The following is a 23,070-nucleotide window of genomic DNA, read 5'->3' as shown; positions in this document are numbered from 1 at the left end:
GTTAGCTGGATGAACTAATATTATTAATTTTCATCCTGCTCTTCCATATCAGTGTCGTTGCTCATAGTTTCTTTTCTATTGGAAACTACGAAAACACTTCTACGGTTTTTGGCATATTGCTCTTCTGTACACATATTAGGTTTGGTGCAGTCATTAACCGGCCTGCTTTCGCCATAACCTTCAGAAGTTAATCTTCCCTTATCTATACCTTTTTCAACAAGATAGTTTACAGTAGAAGCTGCTCTTCGCTTAGAAAGATCCATATTGTACTTATCAGATCCTCTTGCATCTGCATGAGATTCTACTTTCACATTGATATTTGCATACTTGTTCATGTAGGTTACTACTGAATCCAGTACAGGTTTAGATTCCGGCTTGATAGTCGCCTTGTCGAAATCAAAGTAAATTTTACTACCATCGATCGCGATCACATCCTGTCCGCTGGTTTCGTCAGTCACGGTTGGAGCTTTGATGATCTCGTTCTCTTCACGGGTAAATTGATAAAGATTATCTGTTCCTCTTCTGTTTGAAGCAAAGAATCCCATTTCGTCCTTTTCTTTGATCACAAAGGCAAAGTCGTCGCTTCCGCTGTTGATAGATGCCCCTAGATTTTCAATTTCAGAAAAATCTCCTTCGGTTCTGAAGATATCAAGATTTCCAAATCCCTGGTGACCATCAGATGTAAAGTAAAGTACATTTTCATCACTAATAAAAGGGAATTGCTCTCTGTGCGCAGTGTTTACAGCAGGCCCCAGATTTCTTGGCGCGCCATAAGTACCATCCTCATTGATGTCTACAACGTAGATATCGAAAGATCCGCTACCTCCCGGCATATCGCTGGAAAAGTAAAGTTTCGAGCCATCTGCACTAAGGCTTGGATGCTCCACAGAATATTCGTCGCTGCTAAATGGTAGTTTTTGAACATTGGTCCAGTTTCCATCAACATTCTCTGCACGGTAAAGACTTATGTGTGCTACACGCACATCATTTTCGTTCTTTACTCTGTCCTCGTTCGTTCTGTCAAAAAACATCACTTTACCATCCTGGCTAAAGGTAGCAGAACTCTCATGCTCATCTGTATTGATCACATTAGAGAAAAGTACGATATCTGTCATCTCACCTTCATCGCTCATCTTAGCGCTGTAAAGATCCAGGGTTGGAAGTTTATTCCATGGATAAACCGGGCGTTCCTGGTTTCGGGTTGAAGCAAAAGCAACACGCTCTCCGTAAAATCCAATACCGAAATCTGAAGATGACTGGTTGTTCATCACCTGGTCATATTTGAATTTATGAGGAACCATAGTGTCAAGTTCACTTACAAATTTTTCATGATCCCAGTTTTCACCGGTTAACTCATTCATTAACTCGTTTGCTTTTACATAATTACCTGCAGCCATTAAAGTATGGGCGTATCTGAATTGGTATTCAGGTGCTACCGCTCCTTCATGTCTTAAGAAAAGTAATTCATAAACTTCAGCTGCATTCTGCATCTGGTTCGTAAAGAAATATGAATCTCCCAGGTTTTGTAGAACCTCCTGGGTTTTGTTGTTTACATTCTCATAAGCATCAGCGGCATCAATATACGCTGCCTGGGCAAAGAACTTATTGCCTTCCCTGATATCAGACTTTTGTCCAAAAGCAGTGATGCTTATAAAAATTATTAAAAGTGTACTATATATATTTTTCATGTTATTCTGGTTTTAGAAGAATCTAGGTGATTTGTCGTATCCTTTTTTAAGTCCGAAGAGATCAAGATCAAATAAAAGCATGATCTCATGTGACCCGTCATTACTAAGGTCATAGGTGGGATAATCATAAGCGTATCCTATTCTAAGGCCAGGAGTTACTCTAAAATTGATCAAACCTGTAAGAGTTTCATCAAATCTATAACCTAGACCGGCTTCCAGTCTTTCATATAATAAAACGTTGGCATTTACATCTACAGAAAGTGGTGCTCCTTCAACTCCTCTAATCATGGTAGAAGGTTTTAAACGAACATTCTGCCCAATATCGAAAACATATCCTCCGGTCAAATAGTAATGAATCTCTTCAGATCCACGATCACGTAGTGACTGGCTATTGTCAAGATACTCTGATGTTAAAAGGTTAGGAGCTGAAATACCAATGTAGTGTTTGTCACCAAACCAGAATGCACCTACGCCAAATACAGGAAATACTTCACTGATATTTTCAAATGCAGGGTCATTAGGATCATTTAAATCTAATCCGGCAAGATTTGCATCGAAGGTGTTGATACCTGCTTTGGCTCCAAAAGAAAGGTTTGTATTCTCTCCGGTCGGGATCACGTAAGCGAAATCTGCAGTGATGTTGTTTGTTTTTTCAACATTACCTATTTCATCATGCACTACGGTTAATCCTAGTTCTACTCGTTCACTTATAGGAGTGTGAGCGAAGAAGTTGAGGGTGCGTGGCGCACCATCAACATCTGTCCACTGCATTCTGTAAATGCCTCCCAAATTTAGCATTCCAGGATCATCAGTCGCATAAGCCGGGTTTACCATGCTCATGTTATACATATACTGAGTGAATAATGGATCTTGCTGGGCAATACCTTTTATAGAAAAAAGGATAATGCCGGCGAATAATAAATATTTTGTGATTATTTTTTTCATTTCGTTGTCTTATTTATCCTAATTATCTACTTAAGTATACGGTTCCTCTGATAGGCTCTGTAGTACCATCTCTAAAATCCAGGTAGTAAAAATAAGCGCCTACAGGTACCAGGTTGCTTCCTAGCGAACCTTCTGTACTAAAGCCGTCCCAGTCTGGGGTATTTGCATTTCCTCTGAATACCACATCACCAAATCTATTACGAATTTCAATGGTGTAATTAGGATATAAATTTCTGATGTTCTTAAGGTCGAATGTGTCATTGATTGAATCACCGTTCGGAGAAAAACCATCCGGAATAAACAATTCACATTCTTCTCCACCTATATTTACTTCTACCCCAAGTCTAACTGAACTTTCACATCCAGTATCAACATTGAATAAAGTCGCATAATAGGTTACTCCGTCCTGAAGAGCTGTTCCTTCAGATAGAGAGTTATTGCCATCAGTAGAATCATACCAGGTAATGGTTCCTGATTCGTTTATTTGAGCAGTTAAGTCTGCAATAATTGGATCATCAAATTCACAAAACTCAAGAGTTGTTTGATCGATGGTTGGTGTTGCTGCATCATTAATGCTTACACTAAAGGCAGTAGCATCAGATTCACATCCATTTTCATCTTCTCTTTGAGTAACATAATAAGTTCCTGAAACCAATTCATCTTCTGCCATTACCATCATGGTAAGTTCAGCATCTGAGTAGAACGTTAGATTAGAACCGGTGGCAGAAAGATCTGCTCCCGTTGCTCCATCTGTAGCACAAAAACTAAAAGGATCACCTGCTACCGCTGGCGCATCTGGTGCATCAGAAATAGTCAAGGCAAGCTCTGCAGAATCCTCACCACAATCGTTGATAGCAGCTACGGTGTATACGATTACGTAATCTCCGGCAGTTAAGGTAGATGGATCTAGTAATCCGTTTACAATTACATCTCCAGAAGTCTGGAAAGTATACTCACCCCCGGCGTCTCCATCAGTTGTGTAAACAGAAAGATCTATTTCTGCGCTGTTTTTACAGGCTTCAGGAATAGTTTTATCCTGTCCTGCGTTTGCAGATTCTGTTACTGTTATGGTAAAATCCTCTGAAGCTTCACCTTCGGTACATTCTGAAGTTTCATCAAGTACATAGGTGATTGTATAAGATCCAGGATCTAAAGATGAAGGACTGAAAATACCATTTTCATAACCTTCAAATCTACCATTAGTGTTTGCGTCGTCAGCAAGGAAATCAAAAAGATTCACATCATCAGCATTCTGACATATTGGATCTGGATCCTCAATCTCATCAATTTCAGCAGGTATTGCATCAAATACATTTATAGTCAGCGATACACTTGCATTACAAGCTCCGTTAGAGATTGTGTATACTGTTGTGAATTCGTCTTGATCTGGATTAGAATTATAGTCGTTGATTAATTGCTGGATTGTTGGGTTGAAAGCACCATTTCTCGCAACACCATTGTCTAGAAGATTCAAATAAAAATTTCTAACTGAAGTGGTATTTGGGAAAAGCTCATCAACGTTAGCCCTGCAAACTTCATCACTATTAGAGTTTCCAGCTGTAACAGTGTTATCAACGGTGATAGTGAAGGTTGTAGAATCACTACTGCCAGCTGCTACACAGTTTGCTGAATCATCAACGGTGTATGTTATTTCATATCCATCTGCGTTTGTTCCAATTGAAGAATCAAACATATTATCTGATACTCCAATTCCTGAAAAAGTGCCACCAGGTACTGTGTTTTCTCCGTAAAATTCGGTTAGATCTATCATTCCGCTAGATTCACATACTCTTTGATCTTCTATGGTTCCAGCTTCAGCATCTCTTTCGTTTGAAATGGTAATTGCAATATTAATAAGACCATTGTTACAGATACTAGTGGATGGGTTAAAATAAGAGAAATTAAAGCTTTCTGAATCTGTAGTTGGAGAATTAGTATAATCTACTAGTCTTTGGCCTTCCGCAATGTCTGCCAGATCAAATCCGTCTGGATCTATTGTTGAAATTCCTGCATCGTTAAGAATGCTATAAATATAAACAGTTGCCGCATCAAAATCTGTAATTAAAGATTGAGCTTCCGAAATACATAACTGTCTGTTAACAGAGGCGCTTACTGGTGCATCTTCGACCTCTATTGTGAAAGTTGTATTATCGGTACCAGTAGTGCATGGTGTAGTACCGTCTACAGTATAAGTAATTGTGTACGTACCTGCTCCAATAGAAGGGTCAAAGCTATTATCTGTAACACCGTCGCCACTAAATGCTCCTCCTTTTGAAGCATCTGAGTCATTATTAGTTAGGTCTGTTAAGTCAATAGGGTCCTCATTAGTACAAACATTTTCAATATTATCAAAGCTACCAGCGTTTGCCGGTTCCTCTTCTACAACACTAACAGTTAGAATTGTTGAATCTTTACAGTCTGATGTTCCGAGAGTATAAGTAGTTGAAAAATCACCCAAACCATCCTCATCACGATTATATTCCTCGATTAATTGTCTTATAGTTGGATTGAAAGTTCCGTTTCTCGAAACACCCGAATCTAGTAAGCGTAAGAAATATTTACGAGTTTCATCAACGCTTGGAAAGGTAGCTTGTACATCTTGCAAACAAATAATTCCAACATTCGATGATCCTGCATTAGGAGGATTAGGACAATTGTTTTCTACCACAATATTAAATGTCGTAGAATCAGAGTCAGTAGTACAAGGCGCAGAATTTTCGTCTACCGTATATGTGATTAAATATTCGCCCTCTCCAACAGAAGGGTCAAATTGATTGTTAGTTACTCCAGTACCCGAAAATGTCCCTCCGGTTGTAGCATCAGGATCATTATTTGATAATGAAGTCAAATCTATATTATCTTCATCGGTATCAACATTAGTGATATCATCAAAACTACCAGCTTCAGCCTTCTCTACTTCGACAACCCTTACTGTTAAGTTTGTCGAATCGTTACATCCAGAACTCCCGATAGTATAGGTGGTAGTAAAATCACCTAAACCGTCGGCATCGGCGTTATACTCATCGATTAGTTGTGATATTGTAGGGCTGAAGGTTCCTGTTCTAGAAACACCTGCATCTAATAAATTTAAAAAATATTTGCGGGTTTCATCATCGCTTGGAAATGTTGCTTCAACATCTGGTAAACATACAGTGCCAATATTGTCTCCTCCTGCATTAGGAGGGGAAGGGCAAGCCTCAGTAACTGTGATAGTGAAATTAGTTGAATCAGAATCGGTAGTACAAGGTGCAGAATTTTCATCTACGGTGTATGTTATAGTGTAATCTCCAGCTCCTGTTGAGGGATCAAATTCATTGTTGGTAACTCCATTTCCAGTGAAGATTCCTCCCGGAGTAGCCGTTGGATCATTGTTTGATAGTGCAGTTAAATCTATATTATCATCATTGGTGTCCACATCTGTAATATCATCAAAAGTCCCAGCATTTGCAGGAGTTTCTTCAATTACTCTTATTGTTAAATCTACTGAATCCTCACAATCTGTAGAGCCAATAGTGTAAGTCGTTGTAAAATCACCTAATCCATCGCTATCTGCCTGGTAAGCACTGATTACCTGGTTGATAGTTGGTTGAAATGTTCCATTTGTAGGAACGCCTGAATCTAGAAGAGCTAAATAAAAATTCTCAACTGCTTCATCATCAGGAAAAGTTGCTTCTACTTCTGGTAGACAAACAACACCAACCTGATCTTCTCCGGCATCTGGTCCAGGAATAATAGTTACAGTTACAGGAGTTCTATCCTGACTTTCGCAAGGAGGTAAAGACGAATTTGTTCTATTTACAATTCTGCTGGCGTAATATGTCTCACCATCCTGTATTGGAGTCGAAGGGTCTAAGAACGGGTTAGAAGTTGCAGTGCTATACCATCTATTAATGCCCTGGGCTTCTAAATCTGCTATTGTAGATCCTTCGCAAAAAGTTTGATTTGCATCTGCAGAAGGAGCAGTTGCCAAAATTGGGTTATATCTAACGGCTATCCTTGAAGAATAACGGCAGGAAGACAATGGGTCGTCCTGGCCTATAAAATATGAATTACCTTCTACAAGAGGAGTGGAATCGTCGGTGATCTCATTGGTCCCAAATTCATCATTTTGACCATAAACATTAATGTCATAAGTCGGTGATGAAGGATTTATCAGGGATTTTAATTCACCCACAGTAGTAACGTCTGAGGAGCTATATTCACAAGGCTCGTAGAAGTTACCAAAAGAGGAAGTTGGGGGTCCAAGGTCATCTACAGTTACAGAGAATTCTTCTCTGGAACTACAATTTCCAGAATTATTACCTGCAAAGTAAGATCCATCCTGTAGAATTTCATCATTTGGAATGGGAGTATTTGAGGTTGCTGTTCTGTACCATCTTACTCCATCTCCATTAGCAGATACATAAGGATTAAGGTCAGAAACTCGGTCCAGGTAACAGAAGTTGTCTCCTGTCGAGCTTAAAGTTGGGCAATTTTGGGCATAAGATGCCGATAAATTACCTACAAATAAAATAAAGGCAAAAAGGAACCAGTTATGTCCCTTCCTCCCGAAAGTAAAATTTTGCATAGGCTAGGTGTTAAATTCAAAATTAGTATTAGGTTAAAACTCTTTAAAAGTTGCACAAATATTAAAATAATATTTAATATGCGGAGTTCTTTTAAGAAACATCTTAACATTAAACTCTGGGGGCCTTAAGTTTCCTGAATAACAAGTCTTTGGGCATTCTAAATTTATAAAATTTTTATTTATGTTAATAAACTTTCAAAGGTTGCTGGTGATTTTCGGTCTAATTGCCACAAATACTATGGCACAAAAGACCATAAATAACGGTGAAAAGTTACTCAGAAGTGGGGAAATTGAGGAAGCCAGAGAAATTTTTGTTCAACATAAAGATAATCCCCAGGCGCTGGAATATCTTGGAGATATCGCCAGCTTTAATAAAAACTGGGAAGAGGCAATTAAAAATTATAAAACTTTGGTGGAAATAGATCCTGATAATGCTATGTATAATTTCAAGTTAGGTGGAGCTCTTGGAATGAAAGCTTACTATGGTTCTAAAATTGAGGCGGCCATGGTTTTGGGTGATGTAAAAAAATATTTAAGAAACGCTGCAGATCTTGATGCTGGGCATCTTGAAGCACGCAGGGCATTGGTCGAATTCTATATGCAAATCCCGGGCTTCCTGGGAGGAAGCGAATCCATGGCAAAAAGCTATGCATCAGACCTGGATAGATTGAATGAGGTAGATGCACATTTGGCTGATGCTTATATATACAAGGTTCAGGAATATGAAGATCTGGCAAAATTGAAATATGAAGAGGCCATTGCTGTAGCCTCCAGGAACCCAGAGCATATTAGCAGGAATTATTTAAATTATGAGCTGGGAGAAGCATCTGCGATTTATGAGATCAGGCTGGAGGACGGAGCGAGATTTCTCAAAAATTATATTGATAATTACAGCTATCTGGACATCAAATCACCGGCATGGGCTTTTTTCAGATTGGCTCAGATAGAAAGGATGCAGAAAAATGAGGAAAAGGCACTAATTCTTATCAATAAATCTCTTGAGTATGATCCTGAATTTGACAAGGCGCTGATCGAAAAGCAGAGAATTCAACGGCTTTAATTCAATTTATCCTTTCTCCAACTCTTATATTTGCAAAAAAAATAAATCTATGAAGATCCATTTCATTGCTATTGGTGGCAGCGCCATGCATAGTTTAGCAATCGCTTTAGCTCAAAAAGGATATATAATAACCGGCAGTGATGATGCTATTTTTGAGCCTTCAAGAAGCAGATTGGAACAACATGGATTATTACCTCAAAATATGGGTTGGAATGAGGATAATATTAAGGAAGATCTCGATGCTGTAATCCTGGGAATGCATGCCAGGGCTAACAATCCTGAGCTTCTTGCCGCCCAGGAAAAGGGAATAAAGATCTATTCTTATCCTGAATTTTTGTTTGAACAGGCAAAGAACAAGACCCGGGTAGTAATAGGAGGTTCTCATGGGAAGACCAGTATAACTTCAATGATATTGCACGTAATGCAATATCAGGAAAAGGATATTGATTATATGGTAGGAGCTTCCCTTGAAGGAATTGATAACCCCGTGCACCTAACCGAAGAAAATGACTTCATTGTAATTGAGGGGGATGAATATCTTTCTTCACCGATTGACCGAAGACCTAAATTTCATTTATACCAGCCGAATATTGCTTTGTTAAGTGGGATCGCCTGGGATCATATCAACGTTTTTCCAACCTATGAAAATTACCTTGAACAATTCAGGATCTTTATTGAATCTATTGTAAATGGTGGGATTCTGGTTTATAATGCGGAGGATCCTGAAGTTAAAAAATTAGCTGAGGCTACTGAAAATCCTATAAGAAAACATCCTTATCGTACTCCAGACTATCATACAGAGAATGAAGAAACGATTCTGGAAGTTCCTGAAGGCGATCTTCCGCTGGAGATTTTCGGGAAGCATAATCTTAACAACCTGGCTGGGGCAAAATGGATATGCCAGCATATGGGAATAGATGAGGATGATTTTTATGAGGCAATTGCCAGTTTTAAAGGTGCCTCGAAGAGACTTGAAAAAATAGCTGAATCAAATTCCACGGTTATTTTTAAGGATTTTGCCCACAGCCCTTCCAAAGTTAGAGCTACTACCGCCGCGGTTAAGGAACAATACAGCCATAAAAAATTAATAGCATGTTTAGAGCTTCATACCTACAGTAGTCTCAATTCTGAGTTTCTACAGGAATATAAACATAGTCTTGAAAAAGCAGATGAAGCTGTGGTATTTTATTCACCAGAAGCACTGGCCAGTAAAGGTCTGGATGCTATTTTTGAGGAGCAGATAGAAAAAGCTTTTGGTAAAAAAGGCCTTAAGGTTTTTGTAAACCCTGCCGTATTTAAAGCCCAACTTCACGAAATGAATCTTGATAATTCTGTCCTGTTAATGATGAGCAGTGGTAATTATGGGGGGCTAAATTTTGAAGAGCTGAAAAATTTGATTTAACCGACTGATTTTCAATTATTATAAAGCATATCTGTTTTCATTGTTTATCTTTAGCTTAAGATGAAAAATGAAAACAATTTCCTGAGTATTAGAAAATGGGCCGAGGATGACAGGCCACGAGAAAAATTACTTCAAAAAGGAAAACTTAGTTTAAGTGATTCAGAATTAATTGCTATCCTTCTCGGGTCTGGAAGTAAAAATGAGAGTGCCGTAGAACTTGCCAAAAGAATCCTGTCATCTACGAATAATAATTTGAGCGATCTCGGAAAACTTTCCATTTCTCAATTATGTACTTTTAAGGGCATAGGGCCGGCAAAAGCTGTCTCGATCGCCGCTGCACTTGAACTTGGCCGCAGAAGAAGACTGGAAGAAGCCCTGGAGCAAAAAAAGATTAGTTCCAGTAATTCTGTTTTTGAAATCATGCAGCCTATTATTGGCGAATTGGGACATGAAGAATTCTGGATCATATATCTTAATAATAGTAATAAGGTGATCGAAAAATTCCAGATTAGTAAAGGTGGGATCACCGGCACACTGGTTGATGTTAGGATAACTTTAAAGAAAGCTCTCGAGGTTGGCGCGGTTTCAATAATTCTGGCACATAATCATCCATCAGGGAATCTTAAGGCGAGTGAGGCAGATAAACAATTGACTAATAAACTAAAAACTGCGGCTGAAAGTCTCGATATCAAAGTGCTTGATCATATTATTGTTACCGAAAAATCATACCTTAGCTTTGCCGATGAAGGTATGCTCTAAGATTGCTTTTAATGTTATTGATCTACACTCAAAAAGTCACCCCAAGGATCGTTTATGTGTTCAAGCATATTTGTACACATATTTTAGGAATTCCAATTAAATTCACCTCTAAAATTGAAGAATTTATCGCCCACGATGGCGCCAAGCTTTCTTACGGCCGGCAGTCTCTGGGGAATGAGTTCTTTATACAAAAGGTGGATCTCTTAATGGAACAGGGGTTTTCTGAATTGGAGATAAAGGTACAACCCTGGGAAGATACTATATGCTTTTTTCAGCTTCCCGAAGCCAGCGATCTACCTTTCGATATTTTTGCCGCTTCTTTCTACTTATTAAGCAGATATGAGGAATATTTGCCTCATGTCAAAGATGCAGAGGGTAGGTTTCCTGCAGCCGAAAGTCTCGCTTATCAGGAAAGCTTTTTGCATAAGCCGGTCGTGGATATATGGGCAATCAAATTCCGGGATATTTTACTATCAAGATTTCCGAATCTGGAATACAAGGAAAGAAGGTTCAAAACAGGAACCATAATAGCTTCAGAAAACACTTTCATTTTTAGAAATAAGGGATTTTTAAGAAGCTTCATTGGGCTTATGTCAGATTTTTTCCATTTAAATCTGGGTAAGGTTATAGATAGATTAAAGATCTGGATGAGGCTCACAAAAGATCCTCATGATGTCTTTGATGATCTTATCAAATTAATAAAACAACATAAGGTCTATATGCTCTTTATGTTTCAGTTAAGTGACTTTTCAATACATGACCGGAATATAAGCCATAACAGGATACCGCACAGGGCGGTGATAAAATCTGTGGCAGATTACGCTAAAGTAGGTTTATTGTTAGGCTTTTATGCTACTGAGGAAATCCAGACTTTACGTAAGGAAAAACTAAGAATGGAGGAAATAATCCATAGCCCTGTAGAAAATGTGATGAACTTTAAATATAATTTACGTTTACCAGACCAGTATAATAATCTAACCGAGCTGGAAATAAATAATGATCATTCGATGGGATATCCCGATGTACCTGGATTTAGATCGGGAACCTGCACGCCTTATCTGTTCTATGATATTAATATGGAAGTTACCACTCCATTGAAGGTGCATCCATATGCTTTCAGTTCTAATGCCATTGGGAAAATGTCAAAAAATAAGCTGGAAGAGGATTTACACCGCATGCTGGCTGAGGTAAAGGATGTGAAGGGTATGTTCCGGGCAGTTTTCGAAAATCAGGATTTTTCCAGATATTCAGACAAAGATTATAATTACAAGCTTTTAAAACAGATACATGAGATTGAATAATATAGAGCATGTGTTTTTTGATTTAGATCATACCTTATGGGATTTTGATAAGAATTCAGCACTTGCTTTTCAGGAAATATTTGAAGATGAGAATCTTAATTTGAACCTTGATGATTTTCTCGAGGTATATCTGCCTATTAATTTTAAATACTGGGAGCTTTACAGAAATAATGCAATTAGTAAAGAAGCCTTGCGGTACGGTCGTCTAAAAGATAGTTTTGACGTTCTAAATTTTAATACGGTTGACTCTACTATAAATTTAATAGCCGATAAATATATAGAGTATTTACCAAAAAATAATCATCTGCTTGAAGGTAGCATGGAGCTGTTATTGAAATTAAAGGACAAATATAGACTGCATATTATTACCAATGGCTTCGAAGAAATTCAACAAAAGAAAATGGAAGCTTCAGGTATTCATGAATTTTTCCAGACTATAACCACTTCTGAAGAAGCCGGGGTGAAAAAACCCCATCCACAGATATTTGAGATGGCCCTGAAAAAGAGCAATGCACTGGTGGAGAAGTCGGTAATGATAGGAGATAATATCGAAGCAGATATCATTGGGGCTTATAATTATGGTTTGAAGGTAATCCATATTGATTCTTATGGGCAATCCTCTCAAGGTCAACATCCTAAAATTGAAAAGTTAAAAGAAGTTTTAAATTATTTATAGAAGTAGATTATAGGTATTTTCGCGAAAAATCACTTCCAGGTGTATAATAAAAAGTTCATACAATTAATTTTTTCAGGATTTCTGTTTAGTTTCCTGTTAACTTCCTGCTTTAAGGATGTGGACTTTAGCCAGGCCGAAAATCTGAGCATGGAGCCAGATCTTGAAGTCGACCTTCTTTATTATAAGCTAAACGAATTAGATTTTCTGGATTCAGAAACAAGTGCTTATACCCCCGCAATTCGTGATACGGTTAGACTGGAGTTTTTAGATGATGATTATATACAGGATGGACTGGTCTATGCAGCTTTAAGATTTAAACACGAAAATGTTTTTCCCTACGAGATAAACACCAATATACGTTTCCTTGATAAAAATGGCCGAAATCAATTTAATGTGATTTATACCATTCCTGAGGGATTTGAAGGTTCCCCTGCCGTAATAGACACTCTGCGGGTATTAGAGGGCGATGAAATACAAAAAATGAGAAGATCTATTCAAATGGTTATAGATCATGAGGTGATAGGTGGAGACGAAAAACTCCAGGGTAATTTAAAATTTATGTCCAAAGGATTGTTCAGGTTCGAGTTTTAAAATGTGGAAGTTTGCCCCAATCTTATTTCTGCTGTTTTCCCTCAATGGCTTCTGCCAGAACAGACCGTTGTTATATGGTGTAGATGACCTTCCGCAGGCCTTAATGCAAAATCCAGGTACCCGCATAGATTTTACAAGGCATTTCGGGGTGCCCTTCTTTTCACAAATTCATTTTTTTGCCGGCTCCACTGGGGTAAGTGCTTATGATATTTTCGCCGATGAGAATACAGATATTAATGACCGTGTTCGCAGGGTTATGCGCGATATAACCGCCGGAGATTATTTTTCTGTAAATCAGCAGCTCGAAATTCTTTCCATGGGGTGGAAATTGAGTGACAGGATTTATTTCTCCGCAGGAATCTATCAGGAGGCAGATGTGTTTGCTTATTTCCCAAAAGATCCGGCGGTACTGGCTTTCGAAGGAAATGCAGATTATATCGACCAGGATTTTAACTTTTCAGATGTTAGTTTTACGGGAGAATTACTCGCCGTTTATCACGCCGGATTGAATTATAAATTCGACGCTAAACTTACGGTTGGGGGCAGGCTGAAAATATATTCCGGCATCTTCAATGCTGAAAGTACTGGTAATGAAGGGGTGTTCAGGACCGTTTCCACTCCCGGTGGACCTAATTTTTACAGACATGAGGTAAGGGGGTTGAATGTAAATGTAAATACTTCCGGCTTTGCCTCTTTGAGAGATGAGGAGGGTATGACCGTAGATGAAGCAGTGGCTGAACTTATGAGCAGATCTCTTTTAGGGCAGAATATTGGAGTAGGTGCAGATATCGGTTTTAATTACAGGGTCACCAACCAGTTATCTGTAGGGGCTTCTATTCAGGACCTGGGCTTAATGTTTCACCAGAAAGATGTGGAGAACTATAATTACTTCGGAAGCTTTGAAACAAATGGTTTGACTCCCTTGTTTCCTGAACTTGATGGTAATGAAGCGACTATTCCATACTGGGATATTTTCGAGGAAAGGGTGGATCGTAACCTTAATGAGGAAACTACCAATAATGAATATACCACCTGGAGGCCGCTCAAGTATAATGCATCATTTCAGTTTGGAACCGGGATGTCTATTCTGCCATGTGACTACCTAATAAGTAAAAAGCCCCGTTTCATGAATATTTTCGGAATGTTATTTTCCGGGGTTAACCGACCTAAGGGGCCTACTTATGGCGTTACAGCTTACTGGGATCGAAAGGTGACTGACAGATTGAGATTCAGAGTTGCTTATGCCGTGGATGAATTTAGCCTTACCAAGTTAGGATTTATGATGTCTTCAAGAATTAAAAATTTTAATATTTATCTTGCAGCAAATGATATTCTTGGATATACCAATTTAGCAAAAGCGAACAGTGCTTCGCTGCAATTAGGAATGCAATTTATTTTCAAAGACTTATGAAAAAGCTTTTAACCATTATTTTAATTTTTGGAGGACTGATGTTTTCTTCAGCTCAAAATATTAATCAGTATAAATATGTACTGGTGCCGGAGATCTTTGAGTTTACCAATGAGGTAAATGAGTATCAATTAAATTCTATGTTGAAATTTCTATTGGAGCAGGAAGGCTTTAATACTCTAATGAGAAATGAGCGTGAGCCACAGGATTTAAACCTCGACCCCTGTCTTGGATTAAACGCGGGGGTAAGGAACAATTCTGGTATGTTCGTTACAAAACTGGTAATAGAGCTAACGAACTGCAAGGGGCAGGTTGTATTTCGAAGCGAGGAGGGAAGAAGCCGTGAAAAAGAATATAAGGCGGCTTATAAGGAGGCTTTAAGAGATGCATTCAACTCTGTGAAAAAATTAGAGTATCATTACGAAGCCTCAGATCTAACGGCAGAGACAGAAGTCAAAGAAAATAAGCCGGCAGAAGTTATTATAACCGGTATCCCTAAAACCGAAGAAAGCAAAGCCGGTGAAACCCAAAACGCTGCTCAGGTTTCTGCTACTGCCCAACCGACAAATAAAGATTTGAACTTCAATTTTGAGGGTAAAAAGTTTTTGTTAGTAGAGACGGCTGAAGGTTTCAATTTGTTTCAGCAAGATGCCACAGAGCCTATTGCCATATTAACTAGAACCGCTAAGGAAGATAGTTTTATTTATAATTCACTAACTAAACAGGGCATTGCTTATTTCGACAGTGATAATGATCTGGTCGTGGAGTATCTGGATCAATCTTCGGGCAAAAAGATTAGCTTGAAATATACACGCCTGGATTAATAGTCATATTTGGTTTTCCATCTTTTTTTGAGAAATTCCCTTTGGGCATTTTCTCTCTGGTTATTCCCGGGGTTATATAAAGTAGTATTCTTTATCTCATCTGGCAGGAATTCTGCTTCCACGAAATTCCCCTCATGATTATGGGCATATTTATAATTCTGACCGTAGCCAATATCTTTCATTAATTTGGTAGGAGCATTTCGAATAGAAAGGGGTACAGAAAGATTACCAGTTTTCTTTACCAGTTGCTGAGCCTCATTAATCGCCTTGTAGGAGGCATTACTTTTAGGAGAGGTTGCTAAGTAGGTAACACATTGGCTTAAAATTATCCTGGCTTCAGGATAACCAATCGTAGTTACCGCCTGGAATGAATTATTGGCGATTACCAGCGCAGTAGGGTTAGCATTGCCAATATCTTCACTGGCCAGGATCAAAAGCCTTCTCGCAATGAATTTCACATCCTCACCTCCCTCAATCATCCTGGCAAGCCAATAAACAGCTGCATTTGGATCACTTCCGCGGATGGATTTTATAAATGCTGAAATGATATCATAATGCTGTTCCCCCGTTTTATCGTAGAGAACAGTATTCTGCTGAACTTTGGATAGAACCAGCTTATTAGTGATCTCTACATTTTTCTCTTCTGAGGTAACCAAAAGTTCAAAAATATTGAGAAGCTTCCGGGCATCTCCTCCGCTTAATCTAAGCAGGGCCTCGGTTTCGGTAAGCTTTACATTTTTGGCTGCTATGATCTTATCCTCTTGCATTGCTCTTTTTAGTAGAGCAACAAGGTCATCTTTAGCAAAGGGTTTTAAGATATATACCTGGCATCTGGAGAGGAGTGCAGAGATCACTTCGAAACTGGGATTTTCTGTGGTAGCACCAATTAGGGTAACCCAGCCTTTTTCAACTGCACCTAGCAAAGAATCCTGCTGGGATTTACTAAATCTATGGATCTCGTCTATAAACAGAATAGGACTCTTAGTTGTAAAAAGGCCATCGCTTTTTTTAGCTTTGTCAATAACTTCTCTTACGTCCTTTACGCCACTGCTAATGGCGCTCAGGGTAAAAAAAGGTCTGCCAGATTCTGCTGCAATGATATTTGCCAAAGTCGTTTTGCCTACACCTGGAGGTCCCCAAAAGATCATCGATGGAATAATGCCCTGTTTTATCTGCTGCCGCAAGGCACCGTTTTCCCCAATTAAATGTGATTGACTAAGGTAGTCATCCAGGGTTTTTGGTCTTAATCTCTCCGCAAGAGGTTGATTCATAACAGTTAGTTAGGTGACATATTTACATCCAATTCAGTTTGGATGCTTTTTTGTAATATTAAATAAAATTGAAGATAATTTGAAAGCATCATCTCCATTTGTTTTTACTACCGGAACCATTGGTTATCCATTATTATTTGTGCTGCTTATCTGGATAGTTTTTTGGGTGGAAGTTCGATTTGGGATTAGCCTGAATAGTTACGGGGTAAGGCCCGGTGAACTCTTAGGGCTAAGAGGTGTAATATTTTCTCCGTTCATTCATTCAGATATTGAGCATTTGTTTAATAATACTATTCCACTCTTCATTCTATCGCTGGCACTTTTTTACTTCTATCGCCCTATTAGCTGGAAAGTTCTGCTCATTGGTCTCTTAGCCTCGGGATTACTTACATGGCTAATTGGCAGACCTTCGAATCATATAGGCGCCAGCGGGATTATTTATTTACTTGCCTCATTTTTATTCTTCAAAGGTATTTTTTCTAAATATTACCGGCTTGTCGCCTTATCCCTTATCGTAGTATTCATTTACGGCGGGCTGGTCTGGTATGTCACTCCTATAGATCCTTCGATATCGTGGGAGGGTCATTTATCTGGATTATTAAGCGGATTTGGTCTGGCTCTGGTGTTCAAAAAAAATATCGCAGAACCTCCGAAATATCAATGGGAGCAACCGGATTATTCTGAAGACGATGACCCTTTTATGAAGCATTTTGACGAGAACGGAAATTTTATCGAGAAGCTGCCGGAAGAAGATCTTGATACAGCAGAGGAGAGTGACTATAATTATATTTACAAAGGAGATCCTAAAAAAAATAACGATCACTAGTCACTTTTTTGCAGATAAGACTAATAAAAAAACCACCCGAAGGTGGTTTTTCAAATTTTGGCTAATTCTAATTACTTGGGAAAGCCCAAAGATCATCGTCTAACAGGTGACCGCCTTGTGCCTGTATGGCTGCTTCATAATTTGCTAAATTGGCCTGGCGTTCAGAAAGAGGATATAAAAATCTTCTTGGGATCACTCCTGAGGGATTGAAACTAGGAACCGCATCTGGATTAGGTGTTAATTCTGGATATCCGGTTCTTCTGAAGTCTACCCAGGCTTCTAAGGGAGCATTGCCATAAAGTGCAATCCATTTCTCATTGATTATAGTTTGAATTTTATCATCTTCTGAGCCTGATAAGGAAAGACCATCTACATAGGAGTCTACTTCACTTTGCTCTACCCCTATATATAGCATATTGGAGGAAACCGCTTCTTTTAAAGCATCCAGCGCATCATCGTCTGAACCACCGGTTCTTACGATGGCTTCAGCTTCAATAAATTTCACTTCCCAATACGAAATCAATGGAGTTGGTGAACTTGCCTGACCCCAGAATAATCCATCTATACCGGCAAAAGATTCACCATCAGTAGTATAAAATGGTAATCTTGGGTCATCATTACTATTCATTTCATCAAAAAGAACTTCTGAAATGCCTAATGTACTTGGCCTGTCATTATCAAATAAGAACCATGGGTTGGCATTCTGCGCGGGAGTACTGTAAACAAAATCTGGCTGAGCTGCGGTGCTCGTAAAAGCCTGCTGAATCTCTGTCAAAGCATTTTGAGCTGCACTTGCTCCATTTACTGAAGTTAAATGTAGATAATACCTGGCTTTCAAGGCGTGAGCTACGCCTTCCCAGTCAACATTATCTGCGCTCCCTGCACCGGCAAAGGCACCGACTCCTGAGGCTACCCCCTCGTCAATTGCTTCCGTAAGAAGGTCCTGGATCTCTCCATAGATAAACTCCTGGGAATCATAACTTGGGTTCAAATTTCCCTGGTCCCCTACAAAGGCTTCAGTATAAGGAATATCTCCCCATGCGCTGGTGGCAACTCCTAAATTAGCAGCCATATACAATTTGGCCAGGGCACTAATTTCGCCTTCATTATTCTGAATGATAACAAAAGCATCTTTCATAGCTCCTCCACCATACAATCCGAAATCCCATAGGTCATCAATATCACTTTCACCGATATTGTACTGGTCATAAGCAATTTGCTGGGCATCCAGCCCGTCAAAATGTTGAACCAGGATTCCCGCAATCCTGCCCCCGAGGGCGACTGAATTTCTGTGTGTCTGGGCGATCATCCCCGGGTAAATGGCACCTGCATTTACCAATTCTGCTGATGGGTTATCTGGATCTACATTTGCATCTGTGATCTCACAGGAAACAGAAACGCTGATTAAAGCTATCCAGATTAATATTTTTATAGTTTTCATGTTTTTCTAAAAATTTAATTGAACGTTCAAACCGTAACTCTTAGTGTTGGGCTGGTTAAAATAGTCCAGTCCCATACCGTTACTATCTCCTGTTAGGTTGGTTTCAGGGTCAACACCCGGATAATCGGTTTCTACCCAGAGGTTTCGGCCGAAAGCAGAGAGTGAAACACCGTCAATAAATGTATCTTCTATCCACTTTTCCGGTAGAGAATAAGAAAGAGTTACCTCCCTAAGTCTTACCCACGAACCATCATATACATTTCCTTCGTCTACATCTCCAAACCCATATCGTCTCCAGTAGTTATTATTTTCACTTATGGTCGGGTCTGAATATGGTACAACCTGAGTGTTTGGCTGTCCGGTGGACTGAACAACTCCCTCAAAAACGGTCGTTTGATCCCTCAATAAGGATTCTGTGGAAACTCCAAAATAGTCTAGAATTCCACAGGTGCCACACCATATATCACCTCCCTGTCGAATGTCGAGTAAGAAGGATAACCCAATATTCTTATACTGGATATTACTGCTAATACCAGCAAGCCAGTCTGGAATAGGATCTCCTATTACCCCGTCAGTTTCTGCTAAAAGGGGATAACCATCGTCATCAATCAATATCTGTCCGGCATCATTTCTGGCAAATCTGTTCCCGAAAATAGCGCCATAAGATTCTCCGGCAACGGCACGTGAACTTGTTCCTGAAAAACCATTTAAGGTAACCGATTCTACGCCTTCAACCAGTTCTTCAACCACATTTTCATAAGTAGTCCAGTTGGTACTGATGTTCCATTCAAAATCTTCAGTTCTAATAGGAGTACCGCTCAAACTAACTTCATACCCCGTGTTAGTTACCAAACCTACGTTTGCAAACCTGTCTACAAAACCAGAGGATGGAGCTGCATCCACGAATATAATCTGATCTTCCGTTTCTTTATCGTAATAAGCGAAATCAAATTTTAATCTACTGTCGAGCATGGATAATTCAATACCTACCTCGAATTCTGTAGTTTTTTCAGGTGTTAAGAAAGGGTTACCTGCTCTTGAGGAGCGCTCATATGAGGTGGCATCATATGCCGGGAAAATAACATTCTGTATAAATCCATCTCCACTTACCGAGGTACCCCCAAAATTTGTGAGCGTTGCATAGACAGGTGCATCATTACCCGCCTGTCCCCAGGCTGCACGAAGTTTACCGTAATTCAGAAAATTACTGTCAAGTAATTCTGTAAATACAAAACTTCCACCTAAAGAATAGGACTGGAAAGTGTTATCACCTACCGGTAGGGTAGAAGACCAGTCATTTCTGAAGGAAGGAGTTAAGAAAAGTAAATTGTCATAGCTAAGAGTAGCGGTGGCAAAAACACCAATCAGTTCTCTTCTGCTGGAAAGTTCCTGCGCCTGGGTTGTACTAACATTGGAAAGATTGAAGAATCCAGGAATAGTCATTCCATCTCCAATAACCGTTTGCCGGTTGGTTTTATTATAGTAGCCGTCATAACCGATATTGGCATCTACTCCAAATTTATCGCTGGCATTATATAATATGTTAAAGATCGCATTCCAGTTAACATCCTGGTTTGCAATTACATCATTAATTACTCGTCCATTTCCGAAGGAGGCATCAATAATATCAAAACCGATTTTTCTGGTATCAGTGTACCTATCAATAGATCCCGATGTTTTAAAGCTTAGCCAGTCGGTGATATTATAAGCTAAAGCCAATCTTCCAATAGTCCTGTTTACATCATCCAGGTTTATGTTTCTGGCCACTGTAAAATACGGGCTGTTATAAATACCATCCCTGTAGGACCTTTGTCCGGGTAATTCTGCTCCCGGGATATCATAAAAGTAAGTATCCGGATCGTCTGCAGCAGCCTGTCCTTCTTTACCGTTACCCATGTCAAAGGTGGGTGTGTTACGAAGTAGCCCCAGCATTATACCAGAGATATTTGACCCCCTTTGTACACGGTTACCTCCGGAATTTGTGTATTGACCTGAAGCGTCGAGTACGAGGTCATCATTGAGATTGGCTCTAAGGTCTACCCTGAAAGTTTTTCTTTCAAAAATCTCATTAGGAGAAATTCCCTCCTGATTTAGCTTGCCAATGGAAGCCCGATAATTTACTTTTTCAGATCCGCCACTAATACCAACACTTAGATCGGTAGTTTGGCCGGTCTTAAAGAAGTCGTAATTGTCGAAAGCCATTGCGGGTATCCCATTACCCGTTCCTCGCGGTACTAAACGACCGTTTCTGTCAAAAGGATAATCTGTTGCGCCATCATATTCCAGGTCAGAAATGAGTGGTCCCCAGGAATCACCTTCCCCTGTTTCAGGTCCTCTGTACTGTAAAGCTCCTTCAAAATGTCGTCCCTGGGCATATTCTTTTTGTAACGCCGGTACCTGATTGAATTCTGCGAAAGATAGCGTAGAATTTACGGTGACTTTCGTAGTACCCGCCTGTCCTTTCTTAGTGGTGATCAAAACCACCCCGTTGGCAGCACGCAGACCATAAAGGGTTTGTGCGGCAATTCCTTTTAAAATGGAGATCGAAGCGATATCATTAGAGTTAATGTCTATAGCCCGGTTAGAGAAATCACTACCACTTAAACTGGAGTTGGCGGCAGTTTGGGTAGGATCCTCTGCAAATGAAGAGTTGTCTATAGGAACCCCATCTACAACAAATAAGGGTGAATTAGACCTGGTAATAGAAGTGTTACCTCTAACCCTGATATTTGCGGAAGCACCTACAGATCCTGAAGATGAAGTTACCTGTACCCCCGAGGCTTTTGAACTCAAGGCAGATACCAGGTTAGTTTCCCGGGATCTCTCTACATCATCTGCATCTACAGATTCCAGAGCATAACTAAGGGATCTGGGTTTTGCACGTATTCCCTGGGCTGTGATCACAACTTCTTCTAATTCAGCGGCATCTGAAGCTAAAACCACATTAATTGTTGTTTGGTTGCCAACCGTGATTTCCTGAGTTTCTTTTCCCACAAAGGAGAAAACCAATACTTCTCCCGGGCTGGCAGTGACGGAGTATTGTCCGTCAAAGTCTGTTTGCGTACCGGTGGTGGAACCCTTAACAAATACGTTCACACCAGGAAGAGGTAAGCCATCTTCCCCGGTTACGGTACCTGATATAATATTCGCCTGGCCATAAACAAGTAGGCCAAGGAACATAAACAATACCGTAATTAAGCGTGGTAATTTTTTTTCCATTTTGGATGAATTTATTGTTTCAGGTATAAAATTGTCAAAAAAACGTTAATTATAAGTGGAAAAAACGTTAAATCTTTAAAGATATGTTTAACTAAAACATATATAAACTATAAAATGTGAAAAAATTATGATAAAAGGTGATAATTGTGTAATTAACTGATTATTTAACAGGAAAAAACTGATAGTCAGCGGTTTATGAAAATAACCGATTTAAAGAAATATTAGAGAAATACAATTTTTTTTAAAATCTATTCTACCTCCGGCATGGAATATTATCAAAAATCAGGATAGAACTTATGTAGATTTTATGGGTTTACAATTTAAGATCGCTGTCTTACCGTTTCATACAGAAAGGCACCACATGCGACAGATACATTTAAAGAAGCAATACTTCCAAGCATGGGCAGTTTAGCTTTAAAATCTGCAGATTTTAAAATTGAATTAGAAACTCCCTTTTCTTCATTACCCATTATAATTGCCAAGGGTTGCTTAAGATCAAGATCATAAATTAAATTATCTGTCTTTTCAGTAGCAGCTACCAGCTTGATGCCATAGGTCTGCAGATGGAATAAAGCATCCTTGATATGGTTTACCTTGCAAATAGGAATTTTAAATACCGCCCCGGCAGATGTTTTGACCGTATCTGCATTGATAGGAGCAGAGCCTTTCTCCGGAATTATAATTCCGGTTACACCACAGCATTCAGCTGTCCTTATAATAGCACCAAAATTGCGCACGTCGGTAAGTCCGTCTAAAAGCAAAAACAACGGGGTAGTGGAGGAAGTTTGAGAATCTTCCACCAGTTTCTCAAGGCTTACGAAGCTTACCGGAGAAATATTTGCTACTACGCCCTGGTGATTACCTTTGCTTAACTTGTTTAATTTTTCCACGGGAACATAGGAAACCGTAAAATTACCCTTTCTTAAATGACGATTTAATTCTTGGAATAACGAACCTGAAAGGCCTTTCTGGATAAAGATCTTTTCTATTGCTTTTCCACTTTCAATAGCTTCAATTACTGTTCTAATTCCAAAAATACGGGTAGTTTCTTTCATGTTTATTCCGAAAAGATATTTGGGCCAAAGCTAATAT

At 39.3% G+C, this 23,070-nt stretch carries 16 protein-coding genes; 9 read left to right on the top strand and 7 right to left on the bottom strand.

The window, feature by feature from the left end:
• Positions 1-23: 23 nt before the first annotated feature.
• The 3 genes from FGM01_RS09975 to FGM01_RS09965 are packed head-to-tail and all read right to left on the bottom strand — an operon-like array spanning position 24 to position 7,200.
• Positions 24-1,688: an OmpA family protein gene (locus FGM01_RS09975; RefSeq protein ID WP_166435210.1), complete on the bottom strand. Its 1,665-nt coding sequence runs from the start codon at positions 1,686-1,688 to the stop codon at positions 24-26.
• Positions 1,689-1,700: 12 nt separating this feature from the next.
• The gene (locus tag FGM01_RS09970; protein WP_143411014.1) at positions 1,701-2,633 is read right to left on the bottom strand and encodes a PorP/SprF family type IX secretion system membrane protein; all 933 of its coding nucleotides are present in this window, start codon (positions 2,631-2,633) and stop codon (positions 1,701-1,703) included.
• A gap of 22 nt (positions 2,634-2,655) precedes the next feature.
• Positions 2,656-7,200, bottom strand: coding sequence for a T9SS type B sorting domain-containing protein (locus FGM01_RS09965; RefSeq protein ID WP_143411013.1), 4,545 nt, complete (start codon positions 7,198-7,200; stop codon positions 2,656-2,658).
• A gap of 181 nt (positions 7,201-7,381) precedes the next feature.
• Between FGM01_RS09965 and FGM01_RS09960 the strand changes: the two genes are divergently transcribed.
• The 8 genes from FGM01_RS09960 to FGM01_RS09925 are packed head-to-tail and all read left to right on the top strand — an operon-like array spanning position 7,382 to position 15,221.
• Positions 7,382-8,260, top strand: coding sequence for a tetratricopeptide repeat protein (locus tag FGM01_RS09960; protein ID WP_143411012.1), 879 nt, complete (start codon positions 7,382-7,384; stop codon positions 8,258-8,260).
• A gap of 49 nt (positions 8,261-8,309) precedes the next feature.
• Positions 8,310-9,662 carry a UDP-N-acetylmuramate--L-alanine ligase gene (locus tag FGM01_RS09955; RefSeq protein ID WP_143411011.1) on the top strand — a complete coding sequence of 451 codons (1,353 nt, stop codon included), beginning with the start codon at positions 8,310-8,312 and terminating at the stop codon, positions 9,660-9,662.
• Positions 9,663-9,722: 60 nt separating this feature from the next.
• Positions 9,723-10,421, top strand: a complete 699-nt coding sequence (gene radC / locus FGM01_RS09950) for a RadC family protein (protein ID WP_143411010.1) — start codon at positions 9,723-9,725, stop codon at positions 10,419-10,421.
• A gap of 11 nt (positions 10,422-10,432) precedes the next feature.
• A complete protein-coding gene (locus FGM01_RS09945) occupies positions 10,433-11,722 on the top strand; it encodes a polysaccharide deacetylase family protein (RefSeq protein ID WP_143411009.1) in 1,290 nt (429 codons plus the stop codon).
• Positions 11,709-12,398 carry a YjjG family noncanonical pyrimidine nucleotidase gene (locus FGM01_RS09940; RefSeq protein ID WP_143411008.1) on the top strand — a complete coding sequence of 230 codons (690 nt, stop codon included), beginning with the start codon at positions 11,709-11,711 and terminating at the stop codon, positions 12,396-12,398. The genes FGM01_RS09945 and FGM01_RS09940 overlap by 14 nt, the downstream gene beginning before the upstream one ends.
• 39 nt (positions 12,399-12,437) lie before the next feature.
• Positions 12,438-12,989: a hypothetical protein gene (locus tag FGM01_RS09935; RefSeq protein WP_143411007.1), complete on the top strand. Its 552-nt coding sequence runs from the start codon at positions 12,438-12,440 to the stop codon at positions 12,987-12,989.
• A gap of 1 nt (position 12,990) precedes the next feature.
• A complete protein-coding gene (locus FGM01_RS09930) occupies positions 12,991-14,400 on the top strand; it encodes a DUF5723 family protein (protein ID WP_143411006.1) in 1,410 nt (469 codons plus the stop codon).
• The gene (locus FGM01_RS09925; protein WP_143411005.1) at positions 14,397-15,221 is read left to right on the top strand and encodes a hypothetical protein; all 825 of its coding nucleotides are present in this window, start codon (positions 14,397-14,399) and stop codon (positions 15,219-15,221) included. Before FGM01_RS09930 ends, FGM01_RS09925 begins: the two co-directional genes overlap by 4 nt.
• Here FGM01_RS09925 and FGM01_RS09920 read toward each other — a convergent pair.
• A complete protein-coding gene (locus FGM01_RS09920) occupies positions 15,218-16,492 on the bottom strand; it encodes a replication-associated recombination protein A (RefSeq protein ID WP_143411004.1) in 1,275 nt (424 codons plus the stop codon). The two genes, FGM01_RS09925 and FGM01_RS09920, sit on opposite strands and share 4 nt — an antisense overlap.
• 79 nt (positions 16,493-16,571) lie before the next feature.
• Between FGM01_RS09920 and FGM01_RS09915 the strand changes: the two genes are divergently transcribed.
• On the top strand, positions 16,572-17,318 hold the full coding sequence (locus FGM01_RS09915) for a rhomboid family intramembrane serine protease (protein WP_143411003.1): 747 nt from the start codon (positions 16,572-16,574) through the stop codon (positions 17,316-17,318).
• Positions 17,319-17,385: 67 nt separating this feature from the next.
• On the opposite strand, the gene FGM01_RS09910 is transcribed toward FGM01_RS09915, so the two are convergent.
• From FGM01_RS09910 to rlmB, 3 genes are all read right to left on the bottom strand, one after another.
• Positions 17,386-18,759: a SusD/RagB family nutrient-binding outer membrane lipoprotein gene (locus FGM01_RS09910; protein ID WP_143411002.1), complete on the bottom strand. Its 1,374-nt coding sequence runs from the start codon at positions 18,757-18,759 to the stop codon at positions 17,386-17,388.
• A gap of 6 nt (positions 18,760-18,765) precedes the next feature.
• A complete protein-coding gene (locus FGM01_RS09905) occupies positions 18,766-21,978 on the bottom strand; it encodes a SusC/RagA family TonB-linked outer membrane protein (RefSeq protein ID WP_143411001.1) in 3,213 nt (1,070 codons plus the stop codon).
• A gap of 320 nt (positions 21,979-22,298) precedes the next feature.
• A complete protein-coding gene (rlmB, locus tag FGM01_RS09900) occupies positions 22,299-23,033 on the bottom strand; it encodes a 23S rRNA (guanosine(2251)-2'-O)-methyltransferase RlmB (RefSeq protein ID WP_143411000.1) in 735 nt (244 codons plus the stop codon).
• Between the last annotated feature and the right edge of the window lie 37 nt (positions 23,034-23,070).

The sequence above is a fragment of the Christiangramia sabulilitoris genome (genome assembly GCF_007050985.1).
In the GTDB taxonomy this organism is placed as follows: domain Bacteria; phylum Bacteroidota; class Bacteroidia; order Flavobacteriales; family Flavobacteriaceae; genus Christiangramia; species Christiangramia sabulilitoris.
The sequence above is the reverse complement of the archived record's forward strand: the minus strand, read 5'-3'. Positions and strand labels throughout refer to the sequence as shown.